Source organism: Umezawaea endophytica, assembly GCF_025061645.1.
Taxonomy (GTDB): Bacteria; Actinomycetota; Actinomycetes; order Mycobacteriales; family Pseudonocardiaceae; genus Umezawaea; species Umezawaea endophytica.
Genome location: NZ_JANYMP010000002.1, coordinates 121,277 through 147,518 on the forward strand (window position 1 = coordinate 121,277; position 26,242 = coordinate 147,518).

Below are 26,242 nucleotides of genomic sequence, written 5' to 3' on the forward strand. Positions count from 1 at the left end.
CGAATTGGGGTAATGACGAGGTGTGGGCCTATTCGACACGCTCGACGACCGCCTCGGTGACCGCCTGGAGGGCGTGCTCTGCGCCCACCACGATCGACGTCTGACGAAGCTCGGCTGGGGAGAGGTGCTGGGGGACGGCGCCACGGGGTGGTTCTCACCCCGTTCGCCGGTCCGGCACGGCAACCGGGTGCGGGTGCTCGTCGACGGGTCGGAAGCCCTGCCGATGATCGCCGCGGCGATCGAGGGGGCCCGGTCGCACGTCCACATCGCTTCGTGGTGCGCGGATCCGGACTTCCGGTTGAGCCGCGAGCCCGGCGAGCCCACCTTCAGCGAACTCCTCACCACCGTGGCGGACCGGGTGCCGGTCCGGCTGCTGCTGTGGGCCGGTCCGCCGGTGCCGATGTTCGAGCCGACCCGCAAACGCGTGCTGCGCAACAAGAAGAGGTTCACCGAGAACAGCGCGGTCCAGTGCGTGTTGGACTCCCGCGAACGCTCGATGCACTGCCACCACGAGAAGATCGTGGTGATTGACGACGAGGTCGCCTTCGTCGGCGGCATCGACTTCACCGCTCTCGACGGCGATCGGCACGACAGCCACGAGCACCCGGCCGAACGCCCCATCGGCTGGCACGACCTCAGCTCGCGGATCGAGGGGCCCGCGGTGGCGGACGTGGCCGAGCACTTCCGCAGCCGGTGGACCGAGGTGGCCGGGCAGGAACTGCCGAAGCCCGCGGTCCCGGCACAGGTGGGGACCTCGTCCGTCCAGGTCACCCGCACGATCCCGGAGCGGAACTACGACTTCGCCCCGCGCGGCGAGTTCAGCATCCTCGACTCGTACCTGCGCGCGCTCCGGTCGGCGGAACACCTGGTGTACCTGGAGAACCAGTTCCTCTGGTCGCCCGAGGTCACCGAGATCCTGATCGACAAGCTGAAGGACCCGCCGAACGACGACTTCCGCGTCGTGCTGGTCCTGCCCCGCAAGCCCAGCAACGGGTCCGACACGACCAGGGGGCAACTGGGGCGGCTGCTCGACGCCGACGACGGTGGCCGCCGCCTCGTCGCGTCCACCATCCACACCCACGACGGCGAGCGCACCACCCAGGTGTACGTGCACGCCAAGCTGGGGATCGTCGACGACCGCTGGCTCACTGTCGGCTCGGCCAACCTCAACGAGCACTCGCTGTTCAACGACACCGAGGTCAACATCGTCACCGACGACCCGGCCATCGCTCGGGACACCCGGCTCCGGCTCTGGTCGGAGCACCTGCAACGCCCGGTGCGCGAGATCGACGGGAACCCGGCCGAGGTCGTCGACCGGATCTGGCGGCCCGCGATGGAGGGCGAGGGCAGGCTGACCGAGCTGCCCAGCGTCTCCCGCCGGGCCGCGAGGTTGCAGGGTCCGCTGCGCGGCCTGCTCGTCGACGGTTAGGCGTCCACCGCCGCGTCCAGGCGCTTCAACGCGGCCCGCACCACCTCGGGGTCGTACGTGGTCCAGTACGGCGGCAGCGAGGCGCGGAGGAAGCCGCCGTACCTGGCCGTCGCCAGCCGGGGGTCGAGGATCGCCACGACGCCCTTGTCGTTCATCGAGCGCAGCAGGCGGCCCGCTCCCTGGGCCAGCAGCAGGGCGGCGTGCGTCGCGGCGACCGTCAGGAACCCGTTGCCGCCGCGTTCGGACACGGCCTTCTGCCGCGCGGACGCGAGCGGGTCGTCGGGGCGGGGGAACGGGATCCGGTCCATGATCACGAGTTGCAGCGACGGGCCGGGGACGTCGACGCCCTGCCAGAGGGACAGGGTGCCGAACAGGCAGCTCCTCGGGTCCTCGGAGAACTTCTTCACCAGTTGGCCGGTGGCGTCGTCACCCTGGCAGAAGACGGTGTAGTCCAGCTTGTCCCGCAACGCCTCCGCGGCGGACTTGGCCGCGCGCATGGAGGAGAACAGGCCCAGGGTGCGCCCGCCCGCCGCGTTGACCAGGCCCTCGATCTCGTCCACGTAGGACGGCGGCAGCCCGTCGCGGCCGGGAGGCGGCAGGTGCCTCGCCACGTACAGGATGCCGCTGCTGCCGTGCTGGAACGGGGAGCCGACGTCGAGGCCGGTCCAGCGGATGGGCGCCGCGTCCGACGGCGGTTCCTTCTCCGTGGCGGTGCCCTCGGCCTTGCGGTTCTGCGAGGACGCCGGGAGGCCCCACTGGCGGGCGAGCGTGTCGAACGTGCCGCCCAACGTCAGCGTCGCCGACGTCAGCACGGTGGTGCGCTTGCCGAACAGCTTCTCGCGCAGCAGGCCGCCCACGCCGAGCGGGGCGACCCGGAGGGTCGGGGCCCGGCCGCGGTCGGCGAAGTCGCCGGACACCCAGACGACGTCGCGCTCCTCGTCGAAGGCGTCGAGGATCCGCACGGCGCCGTCGTGGACCTCCTCGAGGAGGGACAGCGCCAGCTTGCGGTTGGTCGTGCCCTCGACGTCCTCCTTGCGCTCCGGGCCCAGCGAGCTGATGCAGGCGTGGGAGGCGTCCCGGATGGCGGCGAGGGTGCCCGCCAGCGCGCGGGGGAGTTCGTCCATCCGGCCGACGGGCAGGTCTTCCAGGAGCATCGCCAGGCCGTCGCTGGCCTCGGCCATGCGGTCCGCGACGTCCTGGTCGATCAGCCTGCCGCAGCGCCGTGCGGCGGCGGCGATGGCCGCCGCGCTCAGCTCCTCGGTCGCCACGGACGTCACCCGGTCGACCAAGTCGTGCGCCTCGTCGATCACGACGACGTCGTGCTCCGGGAGCACCTGGAAGCCCTCGAGCGCGTCGATGGCGAGCATCGCGTGGTTCGTCACCACCACGTCGGCCTTGCCCGCCTCGGCTCGGGCGCGTTCGGCGAAGCAGTCGACGCCGATGGGGCACTTGGCGACGCCCAGGCACTCGCGGGCGGTGACGGACACCTGCTTCCAGGCCTGCTCCGTGACGCCGGGCACCAGCTCGTCGCGGTCGCCGGTCTCGGTCTCCGACGACCACTCGTGGAGGCGCTTCACCTCGCGGCCCAGCCGGGACACGGCGAAGGGGTCGAAGAGGGCGCCGTTGTCCGGCTCGTCCGGGGCACCGGAGTGCAGCCGGTGCATGCACAGGTAGTTGCGCCTGCCCTTGAGGATCGCGAAGTCGGGTTCGCGGCCCAGTTCCTTCTTGAGGGCCTTGGACAGGCGGGGGAGGTCGCGGTCGACCAGTTGCCGCTGGAGGGCGATGGTCGCCGTGGAGATCACGACGGTGGCCTCCTCGGCCACCGCGTGGCGCAGGGAGGGCACCAGGTACGCCAAGGACTTGCCGGTACCGGTACCCGCCTGGACCGCCAGGTGCTCACCCGTGCGGATCGAGTGGTCGACCGCCTCGGCCATCTCCACCTGGCCCGACCGCTCGGCTCCGCCCACCGACTCCACGGCGGTGGCTAGCAGGGCGCGGGTGTCGGGAATCGCGGTCTTGGCGGGCACACCCGAGAAGGTACCCGGAGGGTCCGACGGTTTCGCACGCCAGTGGCAGGCGGGCGGTGGCACCGGTGTGCGCCGGTGCCCACTCGCCCGGCGGTCACCTGGAGCGGCGGACCAGCGCCCATCCCGCAGGCAGCAGGCCCGCTGCCAGCGCGACCTTCAGCGCGTCACCCAGGAGGAACGGCACGACGCCCACGGCCAGCGCCTGGCCGAAGCCGAGGCCCGCGGCGGTCATCAGCCACGGCACGCCGAACGCGTAGATGACCAGGCTGCCGACGACCATCGTGCCGACCGTGCGCAACGGGGTGCGGTCACCGCCCCGGCTGGCGAGGGTGCCCACCAGCGCGCCCGCGAAGACGAAGCCGACGACGTAGCCGAGCGACGCGGGGGCGCCGGACGCGCCGCCCTGGAACCAGGGCACGCCCGCCACGCCCGCGATCAGGTAGAGGAGCATCGACGTCGCCCCGCGCTGCCAGCCAAGCGACGCGCCCACCAGGAGCGCGGCGAACGTCTGGCCCGTGATCGGGACCGGGCTGCCCGGCACCGGGAACGCGACCTGGGCGGCCACGCCCGTCAGCACGGCACCGCCGATGACCAGCGCGACGTCGCGCGCGATCGAGCCGGGCACGAAGTCGGCCAGCACCGCACGGCGGGGAATGGCTAGCACGGACACGGAGACCTCCCGGTGTGGTCGCGGCAACTCCACAGCAGGCTAACCGGGGGTGGTGCCCAGCGGCGTCGTCCGTATCGACAAGTTGCGAACCTCACGCTCGTCAACGTCACCCGGTCGCCGGACGGGGCCGGTCCGCCGTCGGGTTAATCGGTTGCCCCCGTTGCTACGTTCGAACCCTGGTCGCCGATTCGAGGAGAGACGGCATGTCCCGGAAGACCTGTGTTGCGCCGGTTCCGCACGTGAAGACCGAACACAGGGGACGAGCACGTCATGAAGACCGTGAACATCGGGATCCTCGCCCATGTTGACGCCGGGAAGACCAGCCTGACCGAACGGCTGCTGCACGCCACGGGGGTCATCGACCACGTGGGCAGCGTCGACCGCGGCGACACCCAGACCGACACGGATGACCTGGAGCGGCGGCGGGGCATCACGATCCGCTCGGCGGTCGTGAGCTTCACCGTCGACGACGTCAAGGTCAACCTGATCGACACACCCGGCCACCCGGACTTCATCTCCGAGGTGGAACGGGCCCTCGCCGTGCTCGACGGGGTGGTCCTCGTCGTCTCCGCGGTCGAGGGCGTCCAGGCCCACACCAGGCTCCTCATGCGCACCCTGGCCAGGCTAGGCATGCCCGTGGTGGTGTTCGTCAACAAGATCGACCGCCGCGGCGCCCGGTACCTGGTGAACGACCTCCGGCTGCTCGCGCCGGGGATCGTCCCGCTCGGCACCGTGTCCGACATCGGGTGCGCCGACGCCTCGCCGGTGCCGCGCGGTTTCGCCGCCGACCTGGCCGAGCACGACGACACGTTCCTGGCCAGGTACCTCGACACCACCCTCACCTACGACGACTGCCGGGCCGAGCTGGCCAGGCAGTCCACCACCGGCCGCCTGCACCCGGTGTTCTTCGGCTCGGCCGTGACCGGCGCGGGCATCCCGGAACTGGTGGACGGCATCACCCGCTACTTCCCGCTGAACACCGCGTCGGACGGCCTGCGCGCCACCGTGTTCAAGATCGACCGCGACGGCACCGCCTACGTGCGCCTGCACTCCGGCACGCTGGCGGCCCGCACCCAGGTCGACCACTACCGGGGCGAGGTCCGCTCCACCGGCCGCGTCGTCGACGTCGCGGTGTTCGACCACGGCGCCCGCGCCCGTCCGGGCCCGGCTTCGACGGGTGACATCGCCAAGGTCCGGGGACTGCGCGGCATCCGCATCGGCGACCAGCTCGGCGGCCCGCACGCCTTCACCGACCACGGCCTCTTCGCCCCGCCCACGTTGGAAACCGTGGTCACCTCGCCCTCACCGGGCCTGTACGAGGCGCTGGAACGACTGTCCGAACAGGACCCGTTCATCAACGTCCGCAAGGGAGCGGACATCGTCGTGTCGCTGTACGGCGAGGTCCAGAAGGAGGTCATCGCCGCGACCCTCCTCGACGAGTACGGCATCGCCGTGGACTTCGCCCCCACCACCGTCGTGTGCGTGGAAAACCCTTCCGGCACAGGCGAATCGCTGCACGAGATGGGCCCGTCGAACCCGTTCGTGGCCACCATCGGCCTCCGCGTGGAACCCGGTCCGGGCCGCGCGTACGGCCTGGAGGTCGAGTTGGGCTGCCTGCCCCTCGCGTTCCACAAGGCCGTCGAGGACACCGTCCTCGCCACCCTCGACCAGGGATTGCACGGCTGGGCCGTCCACGACGTCCGAGTCACCCTCACCCACGCCGCCTACTCCAGCCCCGTGTCGGTCGCGGCCGACTTCCGCAACCTCACCCCGCTGGTGCTGCTGGAAGCCCTGCGCCGCGCGGGAACCACCGTCCTGGAACCGGTCGCCCACTTCGACCTGGAGGTCCCGGCCGACACCGCGGGCCCCACCCTGGCCGCACTGGCGGCTCACGGCGCCATCCCCGAAACCGTCACCACCCACCACCCGACGTGCCTCGTGGACGGCACCATCCCCCTGCGCACCATCCAGGCCTTCACCACCGTCCTACCGGGCCTGAGCCACGGCTCGGGCGTCCTGGTCAGCCGCTTCGACAACCACCGGCCCGTGGCGGGCGTCGCGCCGCGGCGACCACGAACCGACGGCAACCCGTTGGACAGCAAGGAATACCTGCTGCACGTGGTCAGAAGGGTCTAGGGCCAGTCGACCTCGTCGGACCACCCCTGCTCCTGAGCGGCGTAGCGGGCGCGTTTGACGAGGTCGGGGCGGGCTGCGGCGAGCCGGGGCAGGTCGACGATGTGCACTGATTGGCGAACGGTGAGCTCGTGCAACTCCTCGCCCCGTTCGCACATCCGCAGAACAGCGTCGAACGCGGGTACCTGCGCCTCGAAGTCCGCGGGAAATTCCAGGATTGGAGGCGTGATCCCGTCGCTCTTGCCCAAGCGGTCGAAGAGCAGGTCGATGGCGTCGTCGTAGGGGAGGCGGTCGAACAGCACGGGGAGCACCCGGTCGATCTCGGGATCGGGTCGCAGGATTCTGGCCAGCAGCCTCGGGATGTTCGCGCTCTGTGGAAAACGACCACGCGCGAGCGCGTTCCAGAGCAGCTCGCGTTCAGGATCTTCGTGGTCGCCCAGCAGCAAGCGGAGCACGGCGTGCGTGGTGGTGAAGGTGGCACCACCCACCTGGACCAGCCAGGTGACGTCACCCTCGTTCATGGGCGCCAGGGAGTTCCTGTCCAGGTCCGCCTCGGTGTCGAACAGGAACCGCGAGTCCCTGATGCGTGCCAAGCCGAACGCGCTTTCGTCCACGCGGTGCCGGAAGTGCCAGTCCAGGTCCGGCAGGGGTGTGTCGGAGCTGGAATCCTTCATGTGGAGCAGGAGTTCCTTCTTCCCGTCCCGAACGACCTTGCTCAACTGGATGGTGTCGATCAACTGTCCCCAGGCGGTGTCGACGATCTTCGACTTCCAGAAGAGGGCGTGGCGCCTCCAGCCGATGGCGATGGGCCGGAGGAGTTCACCCACGTCCAGTTCACCGCTGGTGATGACCGCCATGACCATGACGTTGACGCTGTACATCGCGTACCGGGACGTCACGGGCAGCGCGACCGGTTCGTAGTCCGACTTCTCGCGGTGGCGGTCGGAGTCCTGGAACACGCGGATGAGCATCTTCGCCAGGTGGGGGCGATCGGGGTCGGTGTCGGCCATCTCGGTCAGGAAGCGGACGACCGGTTGCCGGGTCGTCAGCGGCGCGAACGACAGGAGGCTGTGCAGCGTGCTGTCGTCCAGCGCGCGACCGCGGGACAGGCGAGGGGCCGACCTCTCGACGGCGAGCAGCCCCCTGAGGGTGTGCCAGGTCAGCCTGGCCACCAGGTACTCGCTGAAGGTGGCGTGCAGGAACTCGTAGGTGCGCAGGGTTTTCGCGTCGCGGGTGGCCTCGGCGCGCTGGATGAAGAAGAACCTGCCGAGCACGGCCTCACCCGCTCCCAGCGGCTCCCGGACGCCGTCCTTCTGCGGCACGCCGCCGAGCAGCGCGGCCATGTCGCGGTCCAGCTCGTGTTCCTTGATCCACTGGGCCCCTCGGTTGAACATCGCGAACGCCACGAGCGACAGCCGTTCGAGTTCCCCCTCGACCTCCTCGGCCAGTTGCCCCTCCGACCGGTCCTCCCCGTCCTTCTCGACCTCGCGGGCGGCGAACCTCCTGAGGAGCCGTTCGTACAGGTCGGCCTCGCTGATCGAGTCCGTGCTGTTCTGCAGCGCGTTCCGGTCTGCGTCGTACAGCGCGAGCATCAGCAGGAGCAGCGGCTGTTCCGCCAGGTCCGGGTAGGCGAGAACGGCGCTGAGGGGGAGCGGCTTCAGCGCGGTCGAGAAGTACCGGTGGTTGGTGTCGTTCCACGCCCGCACCCACTGGCCGGTCTGGTCGGGGTCGAACGGCGCCAGGCGCATGACCACGGCGTCGTCGGGGAGGTCCGCGCGGTCGGCCACGCTGATGCGGCTGGTGACCACGACGGCGACCGGTCGGCCCAACTCGGCGTTCTCCCGCTGGAACCGCTCGACCTTCTTCAGGTACCCGGTCTGGCTGACGCCAGTGGCCTGGAGCAGTTCGTCGAACCCGTCCAGGATCACCACCGGCAGCGCCCCGTCCGCCGACCTGGCGAACGCGGCCCAGCTCACGGTCTCGTGCAGGGCCAGCCAGAGGCCGTGCTCGATCTGCTGGAGCAGTTCCGCCTCGGTCGGCGCCGTGCGGAGTTCGACCCGCAGCGGCAGGAAGTCCGTCGAGGGCAGGCGGGCCGCCAGGACCTTGGTCAACACGGACTTGCCGGAGCCGGGGTCGCCCAGTACCAGCAGCGGGGACCGGGTCGCGAGGGGCGAGGTGAGGTGGCCGATGAGGAAGTCGTGGACGTCGTCCCGGACGGGGACGTCCTCCCACGAGCCGGTCCGCGCCGGGTGTTCCGGTCTGCCGACCTGGAAGCGCGGGTCGACGTAGCAGTCGCGGACGAGCGGGATGGTCAGGCCGTCCGGCACCTGGTCGGGCTTGATGATTCCCTGGTCGAGCACCGACCGGTAGCGAGCGGTCAGTTCCGTGCGGCGCACCGCCGACGGGCTGCCGACGGTGACCGTCGCGAAGAGCCGTTCCACCTCCGCCAACGCCGTTCGCACGACGACCCGCGTGGCCTGGTGGTCCTGTGACGACGACCAGAACGCGAACTCCGGGCAGTCGGTCGCGAGCCTGCGGATGTTCTCCTCGTACCGGCGGCACGCCAGGTCGTGGAGGGTGTCGAGCAGGCCGCGCTGCCGGTCGTCCATGTCGTCCCATACGGCGAGTCCGGTCAGGAACGAGCGCAATCCCGTGGCCAGGCCCGCGTAGTACTCCGACAGCGCGGTCAGGTTGGCCTCGTACGGTCTGTCCGGCGTCACCAGCGGGACCGGCGCGGAGGCGAGGCCGAGCAGTTCCGCGGGTACCTTCGGCAGGATCCCGTCGGGTTTCAGGCCGAGGTCCTCGGTGCTGGTGGGGACACCGGACTCGTCCAGCGCCTCGAAGAACGACGCCAGCACGATCATCGTGTGCGCCGCGTGCAGGCGTTGGGTGCGGTCGTGGCGGGAGATCCCGCTGCGCCTCTCCGACCAGCGGACGGCGTACTCGTGCGAGAGCCGGACGAAGTCCGCCTTGGCGTCGAACCACCCCAGCAGGTCCAGCGCGCCCATCGCCGTCCCGGCGAGCAGTCCACCGCCGAGCGCCTTGTCCAGCACGGCGACGGCCCTGTGCTCCGACGCGCCCATGATCTTGACGGCGTCGCGGTAGCTGAACGTGCTCATGCCCGGCTTGTCGAAGATCAGCTCCGAGTCGTTAGCCCGCCGGCCTGCCACACGGGCAGCACCGGCGCCGCCGAGCAGTTTTCATCAGCCGTTGGAGAATGACCAAAAGAGCTATCCAGAGCGCCATCGGCCAGGTTGGTAAAGGTCAAGATCCCCGGATCGGGTGACGAAATACCGCTTTTCCTGGCAGTTCCTCGACTTTGGGTGGGCTCGATTGGGCGAATTGGGTGGAGGCCATCACTCCTTACGGTCAGCAACTCTTAATCCCACGGGGTGTCCACCGATGGTGAGTTGTGGCCAGGCGAGTTATGGGGAGGGCTGTCCCGCCCCGGCTCCCCGCCCAGTAGCCCGCGGACGGTCCGGCCCGCCCCCGCCGGACCGTCCGCGACCTCTTCGGTAAGGAGAACGGTGACCAAGGAAATCCTGCTGCTGGCCGGTACGAGGCCGGAAGCCGTGAAGATCGCCCCCGTCGCGCTCGCGCTGGCGGACCACGCGGTGCTCAGGCCGACGATCGTCCACAGCGGACAGCACGCCGACATGGTCGTCCAGGCGCTGGAGGCCTTCGGGCTCGCGCCGGACGTGGTGCTGGACGTGCCGCGGTCGCACGGCGGCCAGGCGGAGCTGATCGCGGGCCTGCTGCCGAGGTTCGACCGGGTGCTGGCCGAACGGGCGCCCGCCGCCGTCGTGGTGCAGGGCGACACGTCGACCACGCTGGCGGGCGCGCTCGCCGCGTTCTGGCGCGGGATTCCCGTGGCGCACCTGGAAGCCGGCCTGCGGACCGGCGACCTGGCAGGCCCGTTCCCCGAGGAGGGGACCCGGCAGATGATCTCCCGGATCGCGTCCCTGCACCTCGCGCCGACGGACGAGGCGGCCAGCGCGCTGAGCGCGGAACGCCCGCCGGGCAACGACATCGTGGTCACCGGCAACACCGTCGTCGACGCCGTGCTGAGGGTCGCCGCGGCCGGGCTGCCCGCCAGGGACCCCGACCTGGCGGCGCTGGAGGAGGACCTGGACGCGACCGGTGGCAGGCTCGTGCTGGTCACCGCGCACCGCCGGGAGTCCTGGGGCGCGCCGCTGCACCGCGTGCTGACGGCCGTGCGCTCCATCGCCGACCGGCACCCCGACGTGGTCGTCCTGCTGCCCGCGCACCCGAACCCCGTGGTGCGCGCCCAGGTCCGCGAGGTGCTCGGCGGCCACCACCGGATCGTGATCACCGAGCCGCTGGACTACTCCGACCTGGTCCGCGCACTGGCGCGCGCCTCGCTCGTGCTGACCGACTCCGGCGGCATCCAGGAGGAGGCCCCGTCGTTCGGCGTGCCCGTCCTGGTGCTGCGCGACTCGACCGAGCGCGCCGCCGCCGTCGACGCGGGCAGCGCGTGGGTGGTCGGCACCGACCCGACCCGCATCCTGGCCGAGGCGGGCTGGGTGCTCGGCTCGCGGCTGCGGCTCCCGCTGGGCCGCAACCCGTTCGGCGACGGCCTCGCGGCCGGGCGCGTGCGGGCGGCGCTGGAGCGGCTGCTGGGGCTCGCCCCGGCCACCAGGCCGATCCGCTGGCGGGACCAGTTGGTCGTCAGCGGGTGAGGACTCCGTCAGGTCCCGTTCCCCGTGCCCGGAAAGAGAGGTGATCATTCACGTTTTGCCTCGACAGCAATCCGTGACAACCAGCTCGCTATGAACTCGGTCGGGTACTGCACTTGCCCCAACGAGTGACATGGGGTGCCGAGCTGTTACCGGCGGACCCCATCCCGATCGATCATTCAACGAGGGGTGGATCCGCCGGTGTTCGGCATTTCGAGAACCTGACCGGCTTTCGGGGGAAACTGTGGAAGGGGAGCACCTGATGAACAGCACCACCGCACGCCGTGCGGGAGTGGTGGCGCTCGGGATCGTCGCCGGACTCGTCGCGTCGGCCGCGCCCGCGCTGGCTGCCAACCCGGCCGGGGCCGCCTCGCTGGGCTTCGTCGAGTTCACCAAGGCGGGGAAGAAGACCTCGGTGCCGGTGCAGGCGCCGTGCGCCGTGGACGGCGCGACGTCCAACTCCGCGCCTGCCGTGAACGACCAGCCGGGCCTCAAGTTCGGCGGCGGCACGTCGTCCTGCACGACCAAGGCCGTGGACGGCGGCAACACCGAGTCGACCTCGGAGGCGTCCGGGCAGAAGTTCGAGCTGTCCGCGCTGGCCTCCGACGGCGGCCCGACGCTGAGGGTCGGGACCTGGAAGGCCGTGTGCGTCGGCACCGAGAAGGGCACGGACGCGGGCTGGCAGGCAGGCGGACTGGTCGGCTTCCCCGACCTGCCCGCCCAGATCCCGTCCAACTACGTGCACCAGGTCAAGTCGTCCACGGGCGTCGTGCTCGCGACCGCGACGTTCAGCGAGGTTGTCCTGCCCGAGCCGAACGACGGCAGCCTCTCGATCACCGCGCTGCACATCCGCTTCACGCCCGAGTCGAGCGTGAGCGGCGAGGTCGTCCTCGGCTCGGCGGCCTGCTCGCCGACGCCGTAGGTCAGCCGACGCGGGGGTCGCCGCGCAGGACGACCCCCGCGTCGCGCAGCTTCTCCAGCGCACCGTCCACGGTGGCCGCGGAGACGCCCGCGGTCAGGTCCAGCAGGACGGTCGTCGCGAACCCGGCCTGGACGGCGTCGACGGCGGTCGCCCGCACGCAGTGGTCCGTCGCGATGCCGACGACGTCGACCTGCTCGACGCCCCGCTCCCGCAGCCAGTCCGTGAGCTGCTCGCCGCCGCCGCTGCTGCCCTCGAAACCGGAGTACGCGGCCTCGTACGCGCCCTTGGAGAACACCGCCTGCACGGCCGTGACGTCCAGTTCCGGGTGGAACGACGCGCCCGCCGTGCCCGCGACGCAGTGCACCGGCCACGAGTCGACGAAGTCCGGCGTCTCGCTGAAGTGCCCGCCGGGGTCGACGTGGTAGTCCCTGGTCGCCACGACGTGGTCGTAGCCGCCCGCCGCGATGTGCGCGGACACCGCCGCCGCGACGGCCGCGCCACCGGCCACCGCCAGCGACCCGCCCTCGCAGAAGTCGTTCTGCACGTCCACGACGATCAGCGCCTTGGTCACCGGAGCACTCCTCTACAGAAACGTCGTCGGGATGGCGGGTTCGCCGCGGGACAGCTTCAAGCCCTCCCACGGCACGGTCACGAGCGCCGCCCGCAGCCGTTCACGGCTCTGGGCCAGCGTGGGCACCTCGTCGGTCGGCTGTCCAGCGCGCAACAGGGGGATTTGCAGCAGCCGGTCGTGCTCGCCCGTCTCCGGCTGCTCGCCGAACGGGAACACGACCTCCTCGAGCGCAGTGCCGGTCTCCTTGTGCCTGCGCAGCACGCCCTTCCGGCCGCCGCGCGACTCCTTGTGCGAGCTGCGCTTCGCGACCGGGCGGCCGTCGACCTCGACCAGCTTGTAGACCATGCCCGCCGTCGGCGCCCCGGACCCGGTCACCAGCGACGTGCCGACGCCGTACGAGTCGACCGGCTCGGCCCGCAGCGCGGCGATCGAGTACTCGTCGAGGTCGCCGGACACGACGATCCGGGTGTTCTTGGCCCCCAGCGAGTCCAGTTGCTCACGGGCCTGGCGGGCGAGCACGCCGAGGTCGCCGGAGTCGATCCGCACCGCCCCCAGCTCGGGGCCCGCCGCCTTCACCGCGAGTGCGATGCCGTTGGTGATGTCGTAGGTGTCGACCAGCAGCGTGGTGTCCGCGCCGAGCGCCTCGACCTGGCTGCGGAACGCCTCTTCCTCCGTGTCGTGCAGCAGCGTGAACGCGTGCGCGCACGTGCCCGCGGTCGGGATGCCGTGGCGGCGCCCGGCCTCCAGGTTCGACGTGGCGGTGAACCCGGCCAGGTACGCGGCCCGCGCGGACGCCACGGCGGCTTCCTCGTGCGTGCGCCGGGAGCCCATCTCGATCATCCGGCGGCCGTTCGCGGCGCCGACCATCCGCGCCGCGGCCGACGCGATGGCGCTGTCGTGGTTCAGGATCGACAGCGCCAGCGTCTCCAGCACGACGCCCTCGCCGAACGACGCCCGCACGGACAGCAGCGGCGAGCCGGGGAAGTACAGCTCGCCCTCGGGGTAGCCGTCGACCTCGCCGGTGAACCGGTAGTCCGCCAGCCACGCCAGCGTCCGCTCGTCCACCACGTTCGCCTCGGCGAGCTGCGCCAGCTCCGCCTCGTCGAAGCGGAAGTCGCGGATCGCGTCCAGCAGGCGGCCCGTCCCGGCGACCACGCCGTAGCGCCTGCCCTCGGGGAGCCTCCTGGCGAACACCTCGAAGACGCAGGGCCGGTCCGCCGTCCCGTCGCGCAGCGCGGCGGCCAGCATCGTCAGCTCGTAGTGGTCGGTGAGCAGCGCGGTCGACATGGTCAGGAGCCTAAGCGGGTCGTGCTCCGCGGCGCAGCGGATGGCTCTATGGAGTGCGCCACGGTTAGTCGCCCCTCGGGGCGCCACCGGAGCGTGGGCCATGACACCATTGGCGGTATGACCACGCCCGTCGAGCATGAACGGACGCAGGTTGAGCCGGAAGGCGTGGAGGTCCGCGCCGAGGACAGACCATGGCAGGCCGTGGTCTGGAACGACCCGGTGAACCTGATGTCCTACGTGACGTACGTGTTCCAGAAGCTGTTCGGCTACAGCAGGGACCAGGCGACCAAGTTGATGTTGGACGTGCACCACAAGGGCCGCGCGATCGTGTCCTCGGGCACCAAGGACAAGGTCGAGGTGGACGTGAAGAAGCTGCACGCCGCCGGCCTCTGGGCGACCATGCAGCGCGCGTCGTGAAGAAGTGGAGCCGCGACGGCGACATCGTTGTCGGCCGTTTCGACCGCCAGGAGGCGGCCGTGGTGCGCGGTCTGGTCAGCCAGATCCAGGACATGCTGCTGGCACGTGCCGAGGAAGCGCCGCAGGACGAGCTGTCCGAGCTGACGGGCATCCGAACGGGCCCGTCGACAGCACCGGACGACCCGATCCTGGGCAGGCTGCTGCCGGACTTCCACCGCCTGGACGACGACGCGCCCGACCCCGGCGACCTCGACTCGGCCGCCGCGCTGCGATCGCTGCACGAGCCGGAGCTGCTGGACATCAAGACCGGTGTCGCGGGCGTCGTGCTGGACACCTGCCCGCCGGACGGCGGTGAGGTCCGGCTGCGGCCGGACGAGGCCGAGGCGTGGCTGGCGTCGCTCAACGACGTGCGGCTCGCGCTGGGCACGGCGCTGGACGTGAACGACGAGATGCCGGAGGAACTGCCCCCGGACGACCCGCGTTCACCGCACCTCGGCGTCTACCACTGGCTGACGTGGGTGCAGGAGACGCTCGTCGAAGCCGTCATGTCGTGATCGCCGGGGTGGCCGTGGGCCGCTCCGGCGGTGTGGTGGTCGTGCTTGTGCCCGAGGGCGCGGTGGCCGGTGCGGACACCCGCGGCGCTCCGCTCGGCACGCGCGAACTCGACCTGCTCGACCCGCCGAACCTCGTCCAGCGGGTCCACGCCGTGTGCGTGCCGAGCGGCGGCACGCGGGGCCTGGCCGCCGTGGACGGCGTCGTCCGTTGGCTGGCCGAGCGGCACCACGGCTTCCCGGTCGGCGCCGAACCGCACCAGGTCGTGCCGCTCGTGCCCGCCGCCGTCGTGTTCGACGGGGACCCGTCGACCCCGGACGACGGGTACGCCGCGTGCTCGACCCCGGTCGACCTGGGAACGTCCACCCAGGTCGGCGAGCACACCATCGGCGGGCTGGCGCTGCCCGGCGTCGGGATCGTCGTCACGGACGCCCCGCTGACCAAGGCCGAGTGCCGCCGGATCGCCCTCTCCGCCCACGACGGCCTGGTCCGCGCGGGCCACCGGGGTCCGGCCACGGTGTTCGCCCTGGCCACCGGGCACCGGGGGACCACATCGCCGGTCGACCTCGACCGGCTCTGCTCGGCGGCCGCGGACCTGCTCGACCCGGTGTAGTGCGGCTTCTCACAAGGCGGGACACCTTCCCCCACCACGTAGGATGGGGGCGTGTTGGTGATTCGCCGTGACCTGGTGGAAGCGATGGTGGCGCACGCCCGTCGCGACCACCCGGATGAGGCATGCGGGCAGATCGCGGGGCCCGAGGGGTCGGACCGCCCCGAGCGGTTCGTCCCCATGCTGAACGCCGAGCGCTCGCCGACCTTCTACCGCTTCGACGCGACCGAGCAGCTCAAGGTGCACCGGGAGATGGAGCGCAACGACGAGGTGCCGGTGGTCGTGTACCACTCGCACACGGCCACCGAGCCGTACCCGTCGCGCACCGACATCTCCTACGCCCAGGAGCCGGACGCGCACTACGTGCTGATCGGCACCTCGGACCCGGAGGAGCACGAGCTGCGCTCCTACCGGATCGTGGACGGCGTCGTGACCGAGGAGCCGGTGCAGGTCGTCGAGTCGTACATGTTCGCCCACACCGGGGTGGACGACACCCCCGACGGTTCCTGAGCGCTTCTCCGCTCGTCCGTTTTCCCGTTCCTTCCCGGAGGTTCCCGCATGGCCATCACCGTCTCCATCCCCACCATCCTGCGCACCCACACCGGTGGGCAGAAGTCCGTCGAGGCCGCGGGCACGACGCTCGCCCAGGTCATCGACGACCTGGAGGCCAACCACGGCGGCCTGAAGTCGCGCCTGGTCAAGGAGGGCACGCTGCACCGGTTCGTGAACGTCTACGTCAACGACGAGGACGTCCGCTTCTCCGGTGGGCTCGACGCGGCCGTCAAGGACGGCGACAACGTGACGATCCTCCCGGCCGTCGCGGGGGGCTGACCCCCGTGGCCCGGTACGACTCGCTGCTCGACGCGCTCGGCGACACCCCGCTGGTCGGCCTGCCCCGGCTCTCGCCGTCGGAGGACGTCCGGATCTGGGCGAAGCTGGAGGACCGCAACCCGACCGGCTCGATCAAGGACCGCCCCGCGCTGGCCATGATCGAGGCGGCGGAGCGCGACGGGACGTTGACACCGGGCTGCACGATCCTGGAGCCGACCTCGGGCAACACCGGCATCTCGCTGGCCATGGCCGCCAAGCTCAAGGGCTACGGCCTGGTCTGCGTGATGCCGGAGAACACGTCGTCGGAGCGCAAGCAGCTCCTCGCCGCGTACGGCGCCAGGATCGTCTACTCGCCCGCCGCGGGCGGCTCCAACCAGGCCGTGGCGACCGCGAAGGAGCTGGCGAAGCAGAACCCGGACTGGGTGATGCTCTACCAGTACGGCAACCCGGCGAACGCGCTCGCGCACTACACCGGCACCGGCCCCGAGATCCTGCGCGACCTGCCGACCATCACGCACTTCGTGGCCGGTCTCGGCACGACGGGCACGCTCGTCGGCGTCGGCCGGTACCTGCGGGAGCACAAGCCGGACGTGCAGATCGTCGCCGCCGAGCCCCGCTACGGCGAACTCGTCTACGGCCTGCGCAACCTCGAAGAGGGCTTCGTGCCGGAGCTGTACGACGCGTCCGTGCTCACCGGCCGGTACTCGGTCGGCTCGTACGACGCGCTGCGCCGCACCCGGCAGCTTCTGGAAACCGAAGGCATCTTCGCGGGCATCTCGACCGGCGCCATCCTGCACGCGGCGCTCGCCGTCGCCGAGAAGGCGGCGGGCACGGGTGAGTCGGCGGACGTGGTGTTCGTCGTCGCCGACGCGGGCTGGAAGTACCTGTCCACGGGCGCCTACGCGGGCACCCTGGACGAGGCGTCGGAACGGCTCGACGGTCACCTCTGGGCCTGACCTGCGGGTTATCCTCCTCCGATGAAGATCACCGTGCTCGGCTGCTCGGGCAGCGTGCCCGGTCCCGGTCTCCCGACGTCGGGTTACCTCGTCGAGGTCGACGGCTTCCGCATCGTGGCCGACCTCGGCGCGGGCACGTTCGGGAAGCTCCAGACCCGCTGCTCGCCGTTCGAGGTGGACGCCGTGGTGCTGTCGCACCTGCACCTGGACCACTGCGCGGACTTCGCCGCGCTCACCACGTTCCGAAGACACCACCCCCGCCCGCCGTACGACCCCCGCGTGCGCAAGCTGCCCGTGCACGCCCCCTCCGGCGCGTCGGCGAGGTTGGCCAACGCGCACGCGGCGACCCGTTCCGAACCCGAGTCGCTGGAAGACGTCTTCGAGTTCTCCACGCTGCGCCCCGGCACCTTCCGGCTCGGCCCCGTCACCGTCACGGTCGCGCAGATGCGGCACATCTGCGAGGCGTACGGGTTCCGCTTCGAGGCGGGCGGCCGGTCACTGGTGTTCTCCGGCGACACGGCCGCCTGCCGCGAGCTGGTGGAACTGGCCCGCGGCGCGGACGTGCTGATGGCCGACACCGCGTGGCAGGACCGCGGGTCGCGGCCGGACAACCTGCACATGAGCGGCCGGGAGGCGGCGGAGATCGCGGCCGAGGCCGGTGTCGGACGCCTGCTGCTCACGCACGTGCTGCCGTGGTCGAACCGCGACGCCGTGCTGGCCGACGCGGTCCACGTGTTCCCCGGCCGGTCGTCGCTGGTCGAGCAGGACGCCGTCTACGACGTGTAGCCGTCACACCGCGACGGGCCGGTCCCAGTCGATGCGGTGGCGCTGCTCCAGCCCGAGCATCTTCTCCGGCGTCAGGAACGTCTTCAGCGCCAGCGGCATCACCACCCCCATGAGCGCACTCGCGACGGGCCCGAAGCCCTTGGTGCCGTTGGTCTTCGCGGCCCGTGCGGCGACCTTCTCCACCCGCGGCCTGCGCAACCGCTCGTACGCGGCGAAGGCGCTCGGCACGTCCGGCAGGTCCCGCAGGCACCGGGCGAGCTGCACCGCGCTCTCCGCGGCCAGCGACGCGCCCTGGCCGGAACTGGACGACGGCGCGTGCGCGGAGTCACCGACGAGCACCATCCGGCCGCGGTGCCACGTCGGGACCTTCGGCAGGACCTCCATGGACCCGAACGCGGACAGCATCGCCGGATCGGTGTGCGCCAGCAGGTCCCGGCCCGGCACGTCGTCGGCGTACACCTCGCGCAACCGCCGGAGCCACTCCGCAGCAGGCACTTCGCGGGCCTGCGCGGACGTCATCCGGGCCTGGTGCGGCAGGTTCCCGAACCACGACGTGCGCCCGTCGGGCTGGATCCAGTAGCCGAGGAACGCCCGCCTGCCGAACACGAAGTGCGTGGCGTCCGGCTCCACGTCCACCGCGAGGTCCGCCGCCGCGCCGAAGTTCAGCAGCGGCACGTGCGACGGGCCGGGCGCGGTCGGGTCGATCAGCGTCCGCACGGTCGAGTTCACGCCGTCCGCGCCGACCAGGACGTCGGCGGACGCGGTGGTGCCGTCGGCGAACCGGGCGGTCACGCCGTCGGGGCTCTCGTCCACGCCCACCAGCCGCTTGCCGAGTTCGGTGCGCACGCCCTCGGCGTCCGCGTGGTCGTGCAGCGCCCGGTACAGCTCGGACCGCCACATCGTCCGGCTCGGCGCCAGGTCCGGCAGCGCGTCGAACTCGACGAGCACCTTGCCCCGGCCGTTGGCCATGACGGTCCGCCGCATCGGCAGCCCGACCGCCTCCACGACCTCCCGCGCGCCGACGGCCTCCAGCGCGTCCAACCCGTTCGGCGCCACCGTGAGCTGGCCGCCGATGCCGTCGGCGGTCGTCCCGTACGCCTCGTACACCGTCGCCTCGACGCCCACCCTGCGCAGCGCCAGCGCCGTGACCGGTCCCGCCAGTCCGCCGCCAATGACCAGTGCCGTTCTCGCTCGGCTCATGTCTTCCCCTCGAACATCTCCTGCCACTTCCGGACGTACTCCGGCTCCCCGAGACGCGTGACGAGGGTCGTGACGAAGCGGGCTTCGGCGTCGAGCACGGCGAGGCGGTACTCCTCCTCCACCACGAACACCCACTCCAGGCCGCCGTCGACGGCCTGCCGGACGTCCGCGCGGATCTGCTCGGCCTCCTCGGTCAGCGCCACCAGGCGCCTGCCGAGCAGGTCGACCGCGTCGGCCGGGGCCAGCACGACCAGCAGCGACAGCGCGACCCCGAACTTCGGGAACTCGTGCTCCGGTTTCGCGACCAGGTCCCGCAGCCAGTCGTACAGCTCGGCCCTGCCGTCCTCGGTGAGCGCGTAGATCGTCCGTTCCGGCCGCTGGGTGTCCCGCACCGTCCCGTCCTCGGCGATGAAACCGGCCTTGAGGAGCTGCTCCACGACCATGTACAGCGAGCCGCGGGTGTACTTGACGTTCCGGCCCTTGTCCTGGGCCGTCAGCCGCCTGCCGATCTCGTACGGGTGCGTCGGCCCCATCAAGAGCTGGGCGAGCACCGCCAAGGCCAGTGGGTTCGACACCTTCCGCCGCTTCGCCACGACATCCTCATCTCGTAGTCAGGATCGACTATCCATGCTCGAATAGTCGATGTCAACTATTTAGGTGGCCGCGCTCGACCACCGGAAGACCAGGGGGAGGGGTCAGCCCGCGAACGCGAACGACGGCAGGCCGACACCCACACCGGGCAGCACCAGCACCGAGCCGGACAGCGGACGCGCCGCCAGCGCCGACTCGTCCAGGCCGGTCCGGGCGGTCGTGACGTACAGGTCGGTCAGGTCGTCACCGCCGAAGCAGCACGCGGTCGGCTGGTCCACCGGCAGCGCGATCTCCCGGTCCAGCACGCCCTCGGGGGTGTAGCGGCGCACGGCCGCCCCGCCCCACAGCGCCACCCACACGCAGCCGTCGGCGTCCACGGTCAACCCGTCCGGGCTCCCCGACGTGCCCTCGACCGAGCACAGCGGCCGCCGCCCGGTGGCCTCACCGGTGTCGGAGTCGTAGTCCAGCACGTCGATCCGCTGCTCCGGTGTGTCGATGTAGTACATCCGCGAGTGGTCCGGGCTCCAGCCGATGCCGTTGCTGATGGTCACCTTGTCCAGCACCACCTTCGCCGCGCCGGACGGCTCCACGCGCGCCAGCCAGCCGCCGCCGGGCGCCGTGTCGTAGCGCATGGTGCCCGCCCACAGCCTGCCCGCCGGGTCGACCGCCGCGTCGTTGCCGCGGACCCCGTCGCGGGCCCAGTAGACGAGCCACGTCTTGCCGCCGTCGCGGTCGACCAGCGCGATCCCGTCGCGCAGGTTCAACACCAGCCCGCCCATCGACCGCGGTTTCGCCGCGCCCACGTGCTGGGGCACCGACAGCACCGCGTCGTCGTCCCTGGCGGGCGCGTACCGGTGCACCTCGCTGGCGAGGACGTCCACCCACACGAGGGTGGAGCTCGCCCGGTCCCAGGTCGGTCCTTCGCCCAGTTCGGCCTGGATGCGCACCGCTACTTCGATCGACACGGGACCACCTTAGGCGGCCACCCCGTTTTCGCGTTCCCGCACGTAACCTGGACGGGTGGACCCGACCCAGGTGCAGGCGCCGAAGCAGCTCTCCAAGCGGATCGTCCCGCCGAAGCCGCTGTTGTCCGCGGCCGTCGTCGTGGGGTTCGTCGCGCTCCTCTTCGTGATCGAGGGCGTCGACACCGCGCTCGGCCACTCGCTGGACGACGACGGCGTGATCCCGCGCGACTTCAGCCAGTGGGACAACCTGATCTGGTACCCGCTGCTGCACGCGGGCTGGAGCCACCTGACCGGCAACGCGGTGCCGCTGCTGGTGCTCGGCTTCCTCGCCACCTCCGGCGGTCTCAAGCAGTTCGCGCAGGTCACCGCCGTCATCTGGCTGGCGAGCGGGCTCGGGATCTGGCTCGTCGGCTCGACCGCCAGCCACATCGGCGCGTCCGGGCTGATCTTCGGCTACCTCGCGTTCCTGCTGGTGCGCGGCATCTTCGCGCGCGCCCCGTGGCAGATCGTGGTGGCCGTCCTGGTGTTCGTCGCGTACGGCTGGGCGCTCTGGGGCGTGCTCCCCGGCCAGCCCGGCGTGTCCTGGGAAGGCCACCTGTTCGGCGCGGTCGGCGGCGTGCTCGCGGCGTGGGGAGTGGCCAGGGACGCCCGCCGGGTGCCGACGCCCACCCCGGCTAGTCTGCCGATGTGACTTCCGCGGACGCCCCGATCGGCATCTTCGACTCCGGAGCGGGCGGTCTCACCGTCGCGCGGGCGATCATGGACCAGTTGCCCGGCGAGCGGATCCGGTACATCGGCGACACCGCGAACGGCCCGTACGGACCGCTGCCGATCGCCGAGGTCCGCAAGCACGCGCTGGCGCTCGCGGACCGGCTCGTGGCGGACGGCGCCAAGATGATCGTGATGGCCTGCAACACCGCGTCCGCCGCCTGCCTGCGCGACGCCCGTGAGCGCTACGACGTGCCGGTGGTCGAGGTGATCGTCCCGGCCGTGCGGCGCGCGGTCGCCACCACCCGCAGCGGCCGCGTCGGCGTGATCGGCACCGTCAGCACGATCACCTCCGAGGCGTACCAGGACTCGTTCGCCGCCGCCCGCGGCGTCGAGGTGACCGCGGTGGCGTGCCCGAGGTTCGTCGACTTCGTGGAACGCGGCACCACGTCCGGCCGCCAGGTGCTCGGCCTCGCGCAGGCGTACCTGGAGCCGTTGCAGCAGGCGGACGTGGACACCGTCGTCCTCGGCTGCACGCACTACCCGCTGCTGACCGGCGTCCTCCAGATCGTGATGGGGGAGGGCGTGACGCTGGTGTCCAGCGCCGAGGAGACGGTGAAGGACGTCATGCGCGTCCTGAACGAACGCGACCAGTTCCGCGAGGGTGAACCCGATCAGCGGTTCAGCTCCACCGGCGACCTGCCGACGTTCGCCAGGTTGGCCCGCCGGTTCCTACCCCAACTGGGTGTTTCCGCGTTTCACGCCCTGGGGTGACGTGCGAGGCTCGCACGCGTGCAACTGACGATCCTCGGCTGCTCAGGCCGCTTACCGGGGCCCGACGCCGCGGCCTCCGGCTACCTCGTGGAGGCCGACGGCTTCCGCCTCGTGCTCGATTTCGGCAGCGGCGTCCTCGCCGCGCTGCAAACGCGGTGCGACCCCTTCGCCATCGACGCGCTCGTCCTGACGAGGCTGTGGCCGGACCATTGCAGCGACGTCACCGCGCTGACCGTGCTGCGCCGGTACCACTCGAACCCGCCGTACGACACGACCGCGCGGAAGCTGGAGGTGCACGCGCCGCGCGGGGCGCCGGACCGGTTCGCCAGGGCGTACGCCGAGAACGACGAGGAACTCGCGATCACCGACCTGTCCGACGTGTACGACTTCCAGCCGCTCGTGGAGGGCACGATCCGGCGGGGGCCGTTCGAGATCAGCGCCGTGCGGATCGGCGAGGCCTTCGGCCTGCGGATCGCCACCTCCGAGGCGTCGCTGGTCTACGGGTCCGCGCCGGAGCTGGCGTCGGGCGCGGACGTCCTGCTGGCCGAAGCCGACCTCGTAGCGGGGGCCGTGGCGACCACCGCGGGCGTCGGGATGCTGATCCTCACGCACATCGCGCCGTGGGACGACCCGGCCCCGCTGCTCGACGCGGCGCGGGCCGCGTTCACCGGACCGGTCGAACTCGCGCGGCAGGGCACCAGCTATCGGATTGGCTAGCGGCGGTGGTGGGTATCCGCAGCTACCCACCACTTGGAGGATGAAGATGCCCACCGACGTCGTCGAGCTGATCCTGGCCGACCACCGCCGGTTCGAGGAGCTGTTCCGCGACCTGCGCGACCGCACCTCGGACCGCACCGCGCTCCTCGGCGACCTCGCCGAGCTGCTCGTCGCCCACGCCGAGGCCGAGGAGACGAAGGTCTACCCGGCGCTCAAGCGGTACAAGGAGGTCGACGACGACGAGGTCGACCACGGCGCCGAGGAGCACGCGGAGGGCCACCAGGCCCTGCTCGCGCTGATGGAGGTCTCCGACACCGAGTCGGAGGAGTGGGAGGAGAAGCTCGAGGAGCTGGTCGAAGCCCTCAACCACCACGTCGACGAGGAGGAGCGGACCATCCTCAACGACGCCCGCTCCGAGGTCGCCGACGAGCGCCGCGACGAACTGGGCAATGAGTTCCTGGAGGCGCGGCAGGAGCGGATCTCCGACGGCTGCGGCGACATCGAGTACGTCCGACGGCTCGCGAAGGCCACCGCCGACCGCATCGACTAGCCACCGGGTCCCCGCCGCGCCGGTACGGGCGCGGCGGGGATCGGCTAGCTTCGCGGGGTGTCGAACATCGAGGTCCGCCAGGCGGGTCAGCACGTCTTCGTCGCGTCGAACGGCAGGGGCGCCGAGGTCCGGATCGGGCGCAAGGACCAGGACGGCTCGTTCAGCCCGGTAGAACTCCTGCTCGCCGCCGCGGCCGGGTGCGTCGCCGTCACGGCGGAAACCCTGCTCACGCGCCGGGTCGGGGAGTTCACCGCGCACGCGGAGCACGTGAGCGTCGAGGGCGCCCACGAGGTGGCGACGGTGCCGGTCTCGCTCGACTACGACCTGTCCGGTTTGGACGACGCCCAGCGCGAAGCGCTGGAGGTGGTCGTGCGCCGGGCCGTGGAGCAGTTGTGCACCGTCACCCGGACCTTGAAGAGGTCCGCCACGACGCCGCTGACGTTGCCGGGCGCGGCGACCGATTAGGTCCGGATCACGTGGGGCGCGACCGCTTGATCTCCGCCGCGGCGTCGCGGACACCCTGGCCCACGGCCCGCACCAGGAGTTCGGGGCGATGGCCGCCCATGTCCCTCGCCAGTAGCCCCATCAGCTCCTGGTCGTCCAGGACGCGGAGCAGCGTGGCGACGCCTTCGTCGTCGAGCAGACCCGGTACGCGCGATCCCAGGAGCCACGCCCCTGCCTGCGTCGGCTCGTAGTCGAACCGCTCGAGCGTGGCGAAGTGCTCGTCGTAGAGCTGGTCGAGGTGATTCTCGGACGAGTACCACTCGATCATCGTCCTCAGGTCGAGCGCGTCGCGGACGTCGTCGTGGTGGCGGTCCTGCCAGGCGAAGACCTTCAACAGCACGAGCGCCGGTATCGACGGGACCTTGACGGAGAGGTCGCCCGGCAGGATCACCGTGAGCGCCGAGTCGACCGCCTCGCGAAGGCCGAGGGCGTTCATGACGTGGTCGTCCGGCCACCTGATCGTCCGGTCCGCCTGCTCGACGCCGCCGTAGGGCAGCACGTCGACCTCGGTCCCCTCGACGATGAACCTGTGCTCGTGGCGGCCGTGCCGCTCCAGGTTCCGCACCAGGTCGGCGAAGGCGTCCCAGGACTCGACCTCGGTCGCGATGTCGACGTCCCTGGTCCGGCGTTCCGGGCTCGCGCCCCGCAGACCGGTCGAGATCAGGGACCGCGCGGTCGCACCCACGACCAGGTAGGTGACGCCTGCTTCCCTTGCCGTGTCATCGATCCGGGCCAGCACCCTAGCGGCCCGGAGGACCTCAAAGTCGGTCGAGGCCCGCAAGTCGATCGTCATTGGTCCTGATCCTGTCCGCGTGCTCGCGCTGACGGGGGTCGCCGGACGCGAGCAGGTCAGCGTAGATCAACGTGGACGGCACGATCCACGACTGGCCCTCCATCGTCCAGAACCGCCGTCGCACGTGGACGTTGCCGACCTGTTCCGCGCGCACCATCCGGTGCCTGCCGATGAGCGAGCGCGGCTGCTCGTCGACGTAGAGGGTGAGGGTGGACGAGACGAGGTGCCGGTCCAGCAGGCTCGCACCGGCTTCGCCGCCCACCTGGGCGTTCGACCGCGTCAACTCGTCCTCCGAGTCCCGCCACCACGAGAGGTCGGGGACCTGGAAGTCGCCGAGGGGCAACGCGGGCGAGAGCCTGGTCGAGTAGGCCTCCGACCACCGGTCGAGCAGTTCTCCGGCCCTGCCCAGCCTGCGTTCTCCGGCCACGTCGTGCAGGTAGCCCGCCTTGGTCAGGTCGTCGACGACGGCCTGGGCCGTGCCGAGCGAGACCCCACTGGCCCTCGCGAGCCCGCGCAGCGGTGCTGCGGCCGTGGACGGCCAGGTGAGCAGGACGAACCCGACCTGCAACCCCGCGCGGCTGAACGCCTTGATCCCGCGCGCCGAGGACCTGGTCGTGTTCCCGCTGGCCCTGCGGCGACCCCGGACGTCGATGAGCACGTTGTCCCAAGCGATGTGCGCGTTGCCCGCCTCGTCGACGTAGTCGACGCCCCGCTCGCGCAACAGGCGTGCGGCCTCCTCGGTGATCGAACCGGCCACGACCAGGGTGGGCAGCGAGGGGTGCGGGTGGAGCGCTGTCGCGAGTTCGGCGGGCACGGACCGCTGGACCACGACGGCGTACCGCCGAGCCGCGCCCGACGCGCGGCTGATCCGGACCACCAGGTCGGTGGCGTGCTCCTCCACGGCGACCTGGAGGCCGACCTCACGCAGCCGGTCGCCCAGTTCGTTCAGAATTCCGCCATGTTCATTTTTTCTGAACATGGCGGAATTCTGAACGCGAAGTCCGGTCGGCGCAAGTTCCCGTGGTTCAGCTCGTTCCCACGCCGTCCCACACGGCCGTCGCGCCGCTGTGCCCGATCCGCACGGTCTGCACCGTGCTGGCGACGCCGGTGCACACGACGAGGACCGCGATGACGATGGCGACGCGCCGCCACGTCTTCGGGATCTCCGGCGTCTCGGCCGCCGCCGTCCGCTCGCGGTCGGCCAACCGGCCCGCGACCACCAGCAGCACGACCGCGACGCCGAAGCCCAGCGCGAACGGCATCAGGTCGTTGCCCAGGTCGGCGTGCCGCTGGATCAGCGGGTTCTCCAGGTTCGCCATCCTGGCTTCCAGTTGTTCGCCCGCCTTCTGCGCCAGCGGGACCGAGCCGACGCCCACCAGCGTCAGGCCCAGCACCGGCCACGCGTACTTCTGCCGCCACCCCGGCCGGACCGCGACCGCGATGGCGCCCGCCGCCGCCAGCGGCAGGAGGACCACCACCGCGTGCACCAGGAGCGGGTGGGCCGGGATCCCTGCGATCGTCCACAGGTCGTCTGCGAGTGCCATGCCTCTCC

27 protein-coding genes are annotated in these 26,242 nt (G+C 71.3%); 16 read left to right on the forward strand and 11 right to left on the reverse strand.

The annotated features are described in order from the left end of the window. Positions 1-22 precede the first annotated feature (22 nt). Complete coding sequence (locus tag NZH93_RS04080) at positions 23-1,429, forward strand: phospholipase D-like domain-containing protein (RefSeq protein ID WP_259621543.1); 1,407 nt, start codon at positions 23-25, stop codon at positions 1,427-1,429. Here NZH93_RS04080 and NZH93_RS04085 read toward each other — a convergent pair. Both NZH93_RS04085 and NZH93_RS04090 read right to left on the reverse strand, forming a co-directional pair. Next, positions 1,426-3,456 (reverse strand): ATP-dependent DNA helicase, encoded by a 2,031-nt coding sequence (locus NZH93_RS04085; protein ID WP_372506538.1) that lies wholly within the window; start codon positions 3,454-3,456, stop codon positions 1,426-1,428. The genes NZH93_RS04080 and NZH93_RS04085 overlap by 4 nt on opposite strands. Positions 3,457-3,550: 94 nt before the next feature. Beyond that, entirely contained in the window at positions 3,551-4,126 is a 576-nt protein-coding gene (locus NZH93_RS04090; protein ID WP_259621544.1) for a biotin transporter BioY, read from the reverse strand. Between the two features lie 270 nt (positions 4,127-4,396). Between NZH93_RS04090 and NZH93_RS04095 the strand changes: the two genes are divergently transcribed. Beyond that, positions 4,397-6,262: an elongation factor G gene (locus tag NZH93_RS04095; RefSeq protein ID WP_259621545.1), complete on the forward strand. Its 1,866-nt coding sequence runs from the start codon at positions 4,397-4,399 to the stop codon at positions 6,260-6,262. On the opposite strand, the gene NZH93_RS04100 is transcribed toward NZH93_RS04095, so the two are convergent. Further along, on the reverse strand, positions 6,259-9,378 hold the full coding sequence (locus tag NZH93_RS04100) for an NACHT domain-containing protein (RefSeq protein WP_259621546.1): 3,120 nt from the start codon (positions 9,376-9,378) through the stop codon (positions 6,259-6,261). The genes NZH93_RS04095 and NZH93_RS04100 overlap by 4 nt on opposite strands. A gap of 408 nt (positions 9,379-9,786) precedes the next feature. Between NZH93_RS04100 and wecB the strand changes: the two genes are divergently transcribed. Together wecB and NZH93_RS04110 are read left to right on the forward strand one after the other, a co-directional pair. Then, positions 9,787-10,959 (forward strand): non-hydrolyzing UDP-N-acetylglucosamine 2-epimerase, encoded by a 1,173-nt coding sequence (gene wecB / locus NZH93_RS04105; RefSeq protein ID WP_259621547.1) that lies wholly within the window; start codon positions 9,787-9,789, stop codon positions 10,957-10,959. Positions 10,960-11,218: 259 nt separating this feature from the next. Beyond that, positions 11,219-11,878: a hypothetical protein gene (locus NZH93_RS04110; RefSeq protein ID WP_259621548.1), complete on the forward strand. Its 660-nt coding sequence runs from the start codon at positions 11,219-11,221 to the stop codon at positions 11,876-11,878. Position 11,879: 1 nt separating this feature from the next. Here NZH93_RS04110 and NZH93_RS04115 read toward each other — a convergent pair whose 3' ends face one another. Next, complete coding sequence (locus tag NZH93_RS04115) at positions 11,880-12,449, reverse strand: isochorismatase family protein (RefSeq protein ID WP_259621549.1); 570 nt, start codon at positions 12,447-12,449, stop codon at positions 11,880-11,882. 12 nt (positions 12,450-12,461) lie between these two features. Continuing rightward, positions 12,462-13,736: a nicotinate phosphoribosyltransferase gene (locus NZH93_RS04120; protein ID WP_259621550.1), complete on the reverse strand. Its 1,275-nt coding sequence runs from the start codon at positions 13,734-13,736 to the stop codon at positions 12,462-12,464. Between the two features lie 117 nt (positions 13,737-13,853). On the opposite strand from NZH93_RS04120, the gene clpS reads away from it, so the two are divergent. From clpS to NZH93_RS04155, 7 genes are read left to right on the forward strand one after another with little or no spacing between them, the layout of a single operon-like run. After that, the gene (clpS, locus tag NZH93_RS04125; RefSeq protein WP_259621551.1) at positions 13,854-14,153 is read left to right on the forward strand and encodes an ATP-dependent Clp protease adapter ClpS; all 300 of its coding nucleotides are present in this window, start codon (positions 13,854-13,856) and stop codon (positions 14,151-14,153) included. Beyond that, positions 14,150-14,707, forward strand: a complete 558-nt coding sequence (locus tag NZH93_RS04130) for a DUF2017 domain-containing protein (RefSeq protein ID WP_259621552.1) — start codon at positions 14,150-14,152, stop codon at positions 14,705-14,707. Before clpS ends, NZH93_RS04130 begins: the two co-directional genes overlap by 4 nt. Then, positions 14,704-15,318, forward strand: coding sequence for a P1 family peptidase (locus NZH93_RS04135; protein WP_259621553.1), 615 nt, complete (start codon positions 14,704-14,706; stop codon positions 15,316-15,318). Before NZH93_RS04130 ends, NZH93_RS04135 begins: the two co-directional genes overlap by 4 nt. 51 nt (positions 15,319-15,369) lie before the next feature. Continuing rightward, a complete protein-coding gene (locus tag NZH93_RS04140) occupies positions 15,370-15,825 on the forward strand; it encodes a M67 family metallopeptidase (protein WP_259621554.1) in 456 nt (151 codons plus the stop codon). A gap of 48 nt (positions 15,826-15,873) precedes the next feature. Then, on the forward strand, positions 15,874-16,146 hold the full coding sequence (locus NZH93_RS04145; RefSeq protein ID WP_259621555.1) for a MoaD/ThiS family protein: 273 nt from the start codon (positions 15,874-15,876) through the stop codon (positions 16,144-16,146). 5 nt (positions 16,147-16,151) lie between these two features. Continuing rightward, positions 16,152-17,102, forward strand: a complete 951-nt coding sequence (locus tag NZH93_RS04150; protein WP_259621556.1) for a PLP-dependent cysteine synthase family protein — start codon at positions 16,152-16,154, stop codon at positions 17,100-17,102. Between the two features lie 21 nt (positions 17,103-17,123). Next, complete coding sequence (locus tag NZH93_RS04155; RefSeq protein ID WP_259621557.1) at positions 17,124-17,888, forward strand: MBL fold metallo-hydrolase; 765 nt, start codon at positions 17,124-17,126, stop codon at positions 17,886-17,888. A 3-nt stretch (positions 17,889-17,891) separates the two neighbouring features. Here the strand turns inward: NZH93_RS04155 and NZH93_RS04160 are convergent, their stop codons facing one another. The 3 genes from NZH93_RS04160 to NZH93_RS04170 all read right to left on the reverse strand — a co-directional run bounded on the left by NZH93_RS04160 (position 17,892) and on the right by NZH93_RS04170 (position 20,644). Continuing rightward, a complete protein-coding gene (locus tag NZH93_RS04160; RefSeq protein ID WP_259621558.1) occupies positions 17,892-19,088 on the reverse strand; it encodes an FAD-dependent oxidoreductase in 1,197 nt (398 codons plus the stop codon). Then, positions 19,085-19,681 (reverse strand): PadR family transcriptional regulator, encoded by a 597-nt coding sequence (locus NZH93_RS04165; protein WP_259621559.1) that lies wholly within the window; start codon positions 19,679-19,681, stop codon positions 19,085-19,087. Before NZH93_RS04165 ends, NZH93_RS04160 begins: the two co-directional genes overlap by 4 nt. 102 nt (positions 19,682-19,783) lie before the next feature. Beyond that, on the reverse strand, positions 19,784-20,644 hold the full coding sequence (locus NZH93_RS04170) for an SMP-30/gluconolactonase/LRE family protein (RefSeq protein ID WP_259621560.1): 861 nt from the start codon (positions 20,642-20,644) through the stop codon (positions 19,784-19,786). A 55-nt stretch (positions 20,645-20,699) separates the two neighbouring features. Between NZH93_RS04170 and NZH93_RS04175 the strand changes: the two genes are divergently transcribed. From NZH93_RS04175 to NZH93_RS04195, 5 genes are read left to right on the forward strand one after another with little or no spacing between them, the layout of a single operon-like run. Next, positions 20,700-21,335, forward strand: a complete 636-nt coding sequence (locus NZH93_RS04175) for a rhomboid family intramembrane serine protease (protein ID WP_259621561.1) — start codon at positions 20,700-20,702, stop codon at positions 21,333-21,335. Beyond that, a complete protein-coding gene (gene murI / locus NZH93_RS04180; protein WP_259621562.1) occupies positions 21,332-22,126 on the forward strand; it encodes a glutamate racemase in 795 nt (264 codons plus the stop codon). Before NZH93_RS04175 ends, murI begins: the two co-directional genes overlap by 4 nt. Positions 22,127-22,144: 18 nt before the next feature. Continuing rightward, entirely contained in the window at positions 22,145-22,843 is a 699-nt protein-coding gene (locus NZH93_RS04185) for an MBL fold metallo-hydrolase (RefSeq protein ID WP_259621563.1), read from the forward strand. A gap of 46 nt (positions 22,844-22,889) precedes the next feature. Then, positions 22,890-23,393, forward strand: coding sequence for a hemerythrin domain-containing protein (locus NZH93_RS04190; RefSeq protein ID WP_259621564.1), 504 nt, complete (start codon positions 22,890-22,892; stop codon positions 23,391-23,393). 57 nt (positions 23,394-23,450) lie between these two features. Then, positions 23,451-23,858, forward strand: a complete 408-nt coding sequence (locus tag NZH93_RS04195) for an OsmC family protein (RefSeq protein WP_259621565.1) — start codon at positions 23,451-23,453, stop codon at positions 23,856-23,858. A 7-nt stretch (positions 23,859-23,865) separates the two neighbouring features. Here the strand turns inward: NZH93_RS04195 and NZH93_RS04200 are convergent, their stop codons facing one another. From NZH93_RS04200 to NZH93_RS04210, 3 genes are read right to left on the reverse strand one after another with little or no spacing between them, the layout of a single operon-like run. After that, positions 23,866-24,690: a nucleotidyl transferase AbiEii/AbiGii toxin family protein gene (locus tag NZH93_RS04200; RefSeq protein ID WP_259621566.1), complete on the reverse strand. Its 825-nt coding sequence runs from the start codon at positions 24,688-24,690 to the stop codon at positions 23,866-23,868. Then, positions 24,656-25,669: a type IV toxin-antitoxin system AbiEi family antitoxin gene (locus NZH93_RS04205; RefSeq protein ID WP_259621567.1), complete on the reverse strand. Its 1,014-nt coding sequence runs from the start codon at positions 25,667-25,669 to the stop codon at positions 24,656-24,658. The genes NZH93_RS04200 and NZH93_RS04205 overlap by 35 nt, the downstream gene beginning before the upstream one ends. Before the next feature lie 46 nt (positions 25,670-25,715). Continuing rightward, on the reverse strand, positions 25,716-26,234 hold the full coding sequence (locus NZH93_RS04210) for a DUF2231 domain-containing protein (RefSeq protein WP_259621568.1): 519 nt from the start codon (positions 26,232-26,234) through the stop codon (positions 25,716-25,718). Positions 26,235-26,242: the final 8 nt, after the last annotated feature.

Excerpts from the sequence above, each read along its gene's own strand:
- NZH93_RS04190 (WP_259621564.1), top strand. The coding sequence starts at position 22,890 with ATGCCCACCGACGTCGTCGAGCTGATCCTGGCCGACCACCGCCGGTTC.
- NZH93_RS04205 (WP_259621567.1), bottom strand. The coding sequence starts at position 25,669 with ATGTTCAGAAAAAATGAACATGGCGGAATTCTGAACGAACTGGGCGAC.
- NZH93_RS04155 (WP_259621557.1), top strand. The coding sequence starts at position 17,124 with ATGAAGATCACCGTGCTCGGCTGCTCGGGCAGCGTGCCCGGTCCCGGT.
- NZH93_RS04200 (WP_259621566.1), bottom strand. The coding sequence starts at position 24,690 with ATGACGATCGACTTGCGGGCCTCGACCGACTTTGAGGTCCTCCGGGCC.
- NZH93_RS04210 (WP_259621568.1), bottom strand. The coding sequence starts at position 26,234 with ATGGCACTCGCAGACGACCTGTGGACGATCGCAGGGATCCCGGCCCAC.
- NZH93_RS04160 (WP_259621558.1), bottom strand. The coding sequence starts at position 19,088 with ATGAGCCGAGCGAGAACGGCACTGGTCATTGGCGGCGGACTGGCGGGA.
- NZH93_RS04120 (WP_259621550.1), bottom strand. The coding sequence starts at position 13,736 with ATGTCGACCGCGCTGCTCACCGACCACTACGAGCTGACGATGCTGGCC.
- NZH93_RS04095 (WP_259621545.1), top strand. The coding sequence starts at position 4,397 with ATGAAGACCGTGAACATCGGGATCCTCGCCCATGTTGACGCCGGGAAG.
- NZH93_RS04110 (WP_259621548.1), top strand. The coding sequence starts at position 11,219 with ATGAACAGCACCACCGCACGCCGTGCGGGAGTGGTGGCGCTCGGGATC.
- NZH93_RS04100 (WP_259621546.1), bottom strand. The coding sequence starts at position 9,378 with ATGAGCACGTTCAGCTACCGCGACGCCGTCAAGATCATGGGCGCGTCG.
- NZH93_RS04145 (WP_259621555.1), top strand. The coding sequence starts at position 15,874 with ATGGCCATCACCGTCTCCATCCCCACCATCCTGCGCACCCACACCGGT.
- clpS (WP_259621551.1), top strand. The coding sequence starts at position 13,854 with ATGACCACGCCCGTCGAGCATGAACGGACGCAGGTTGAGCCGGAAGGC.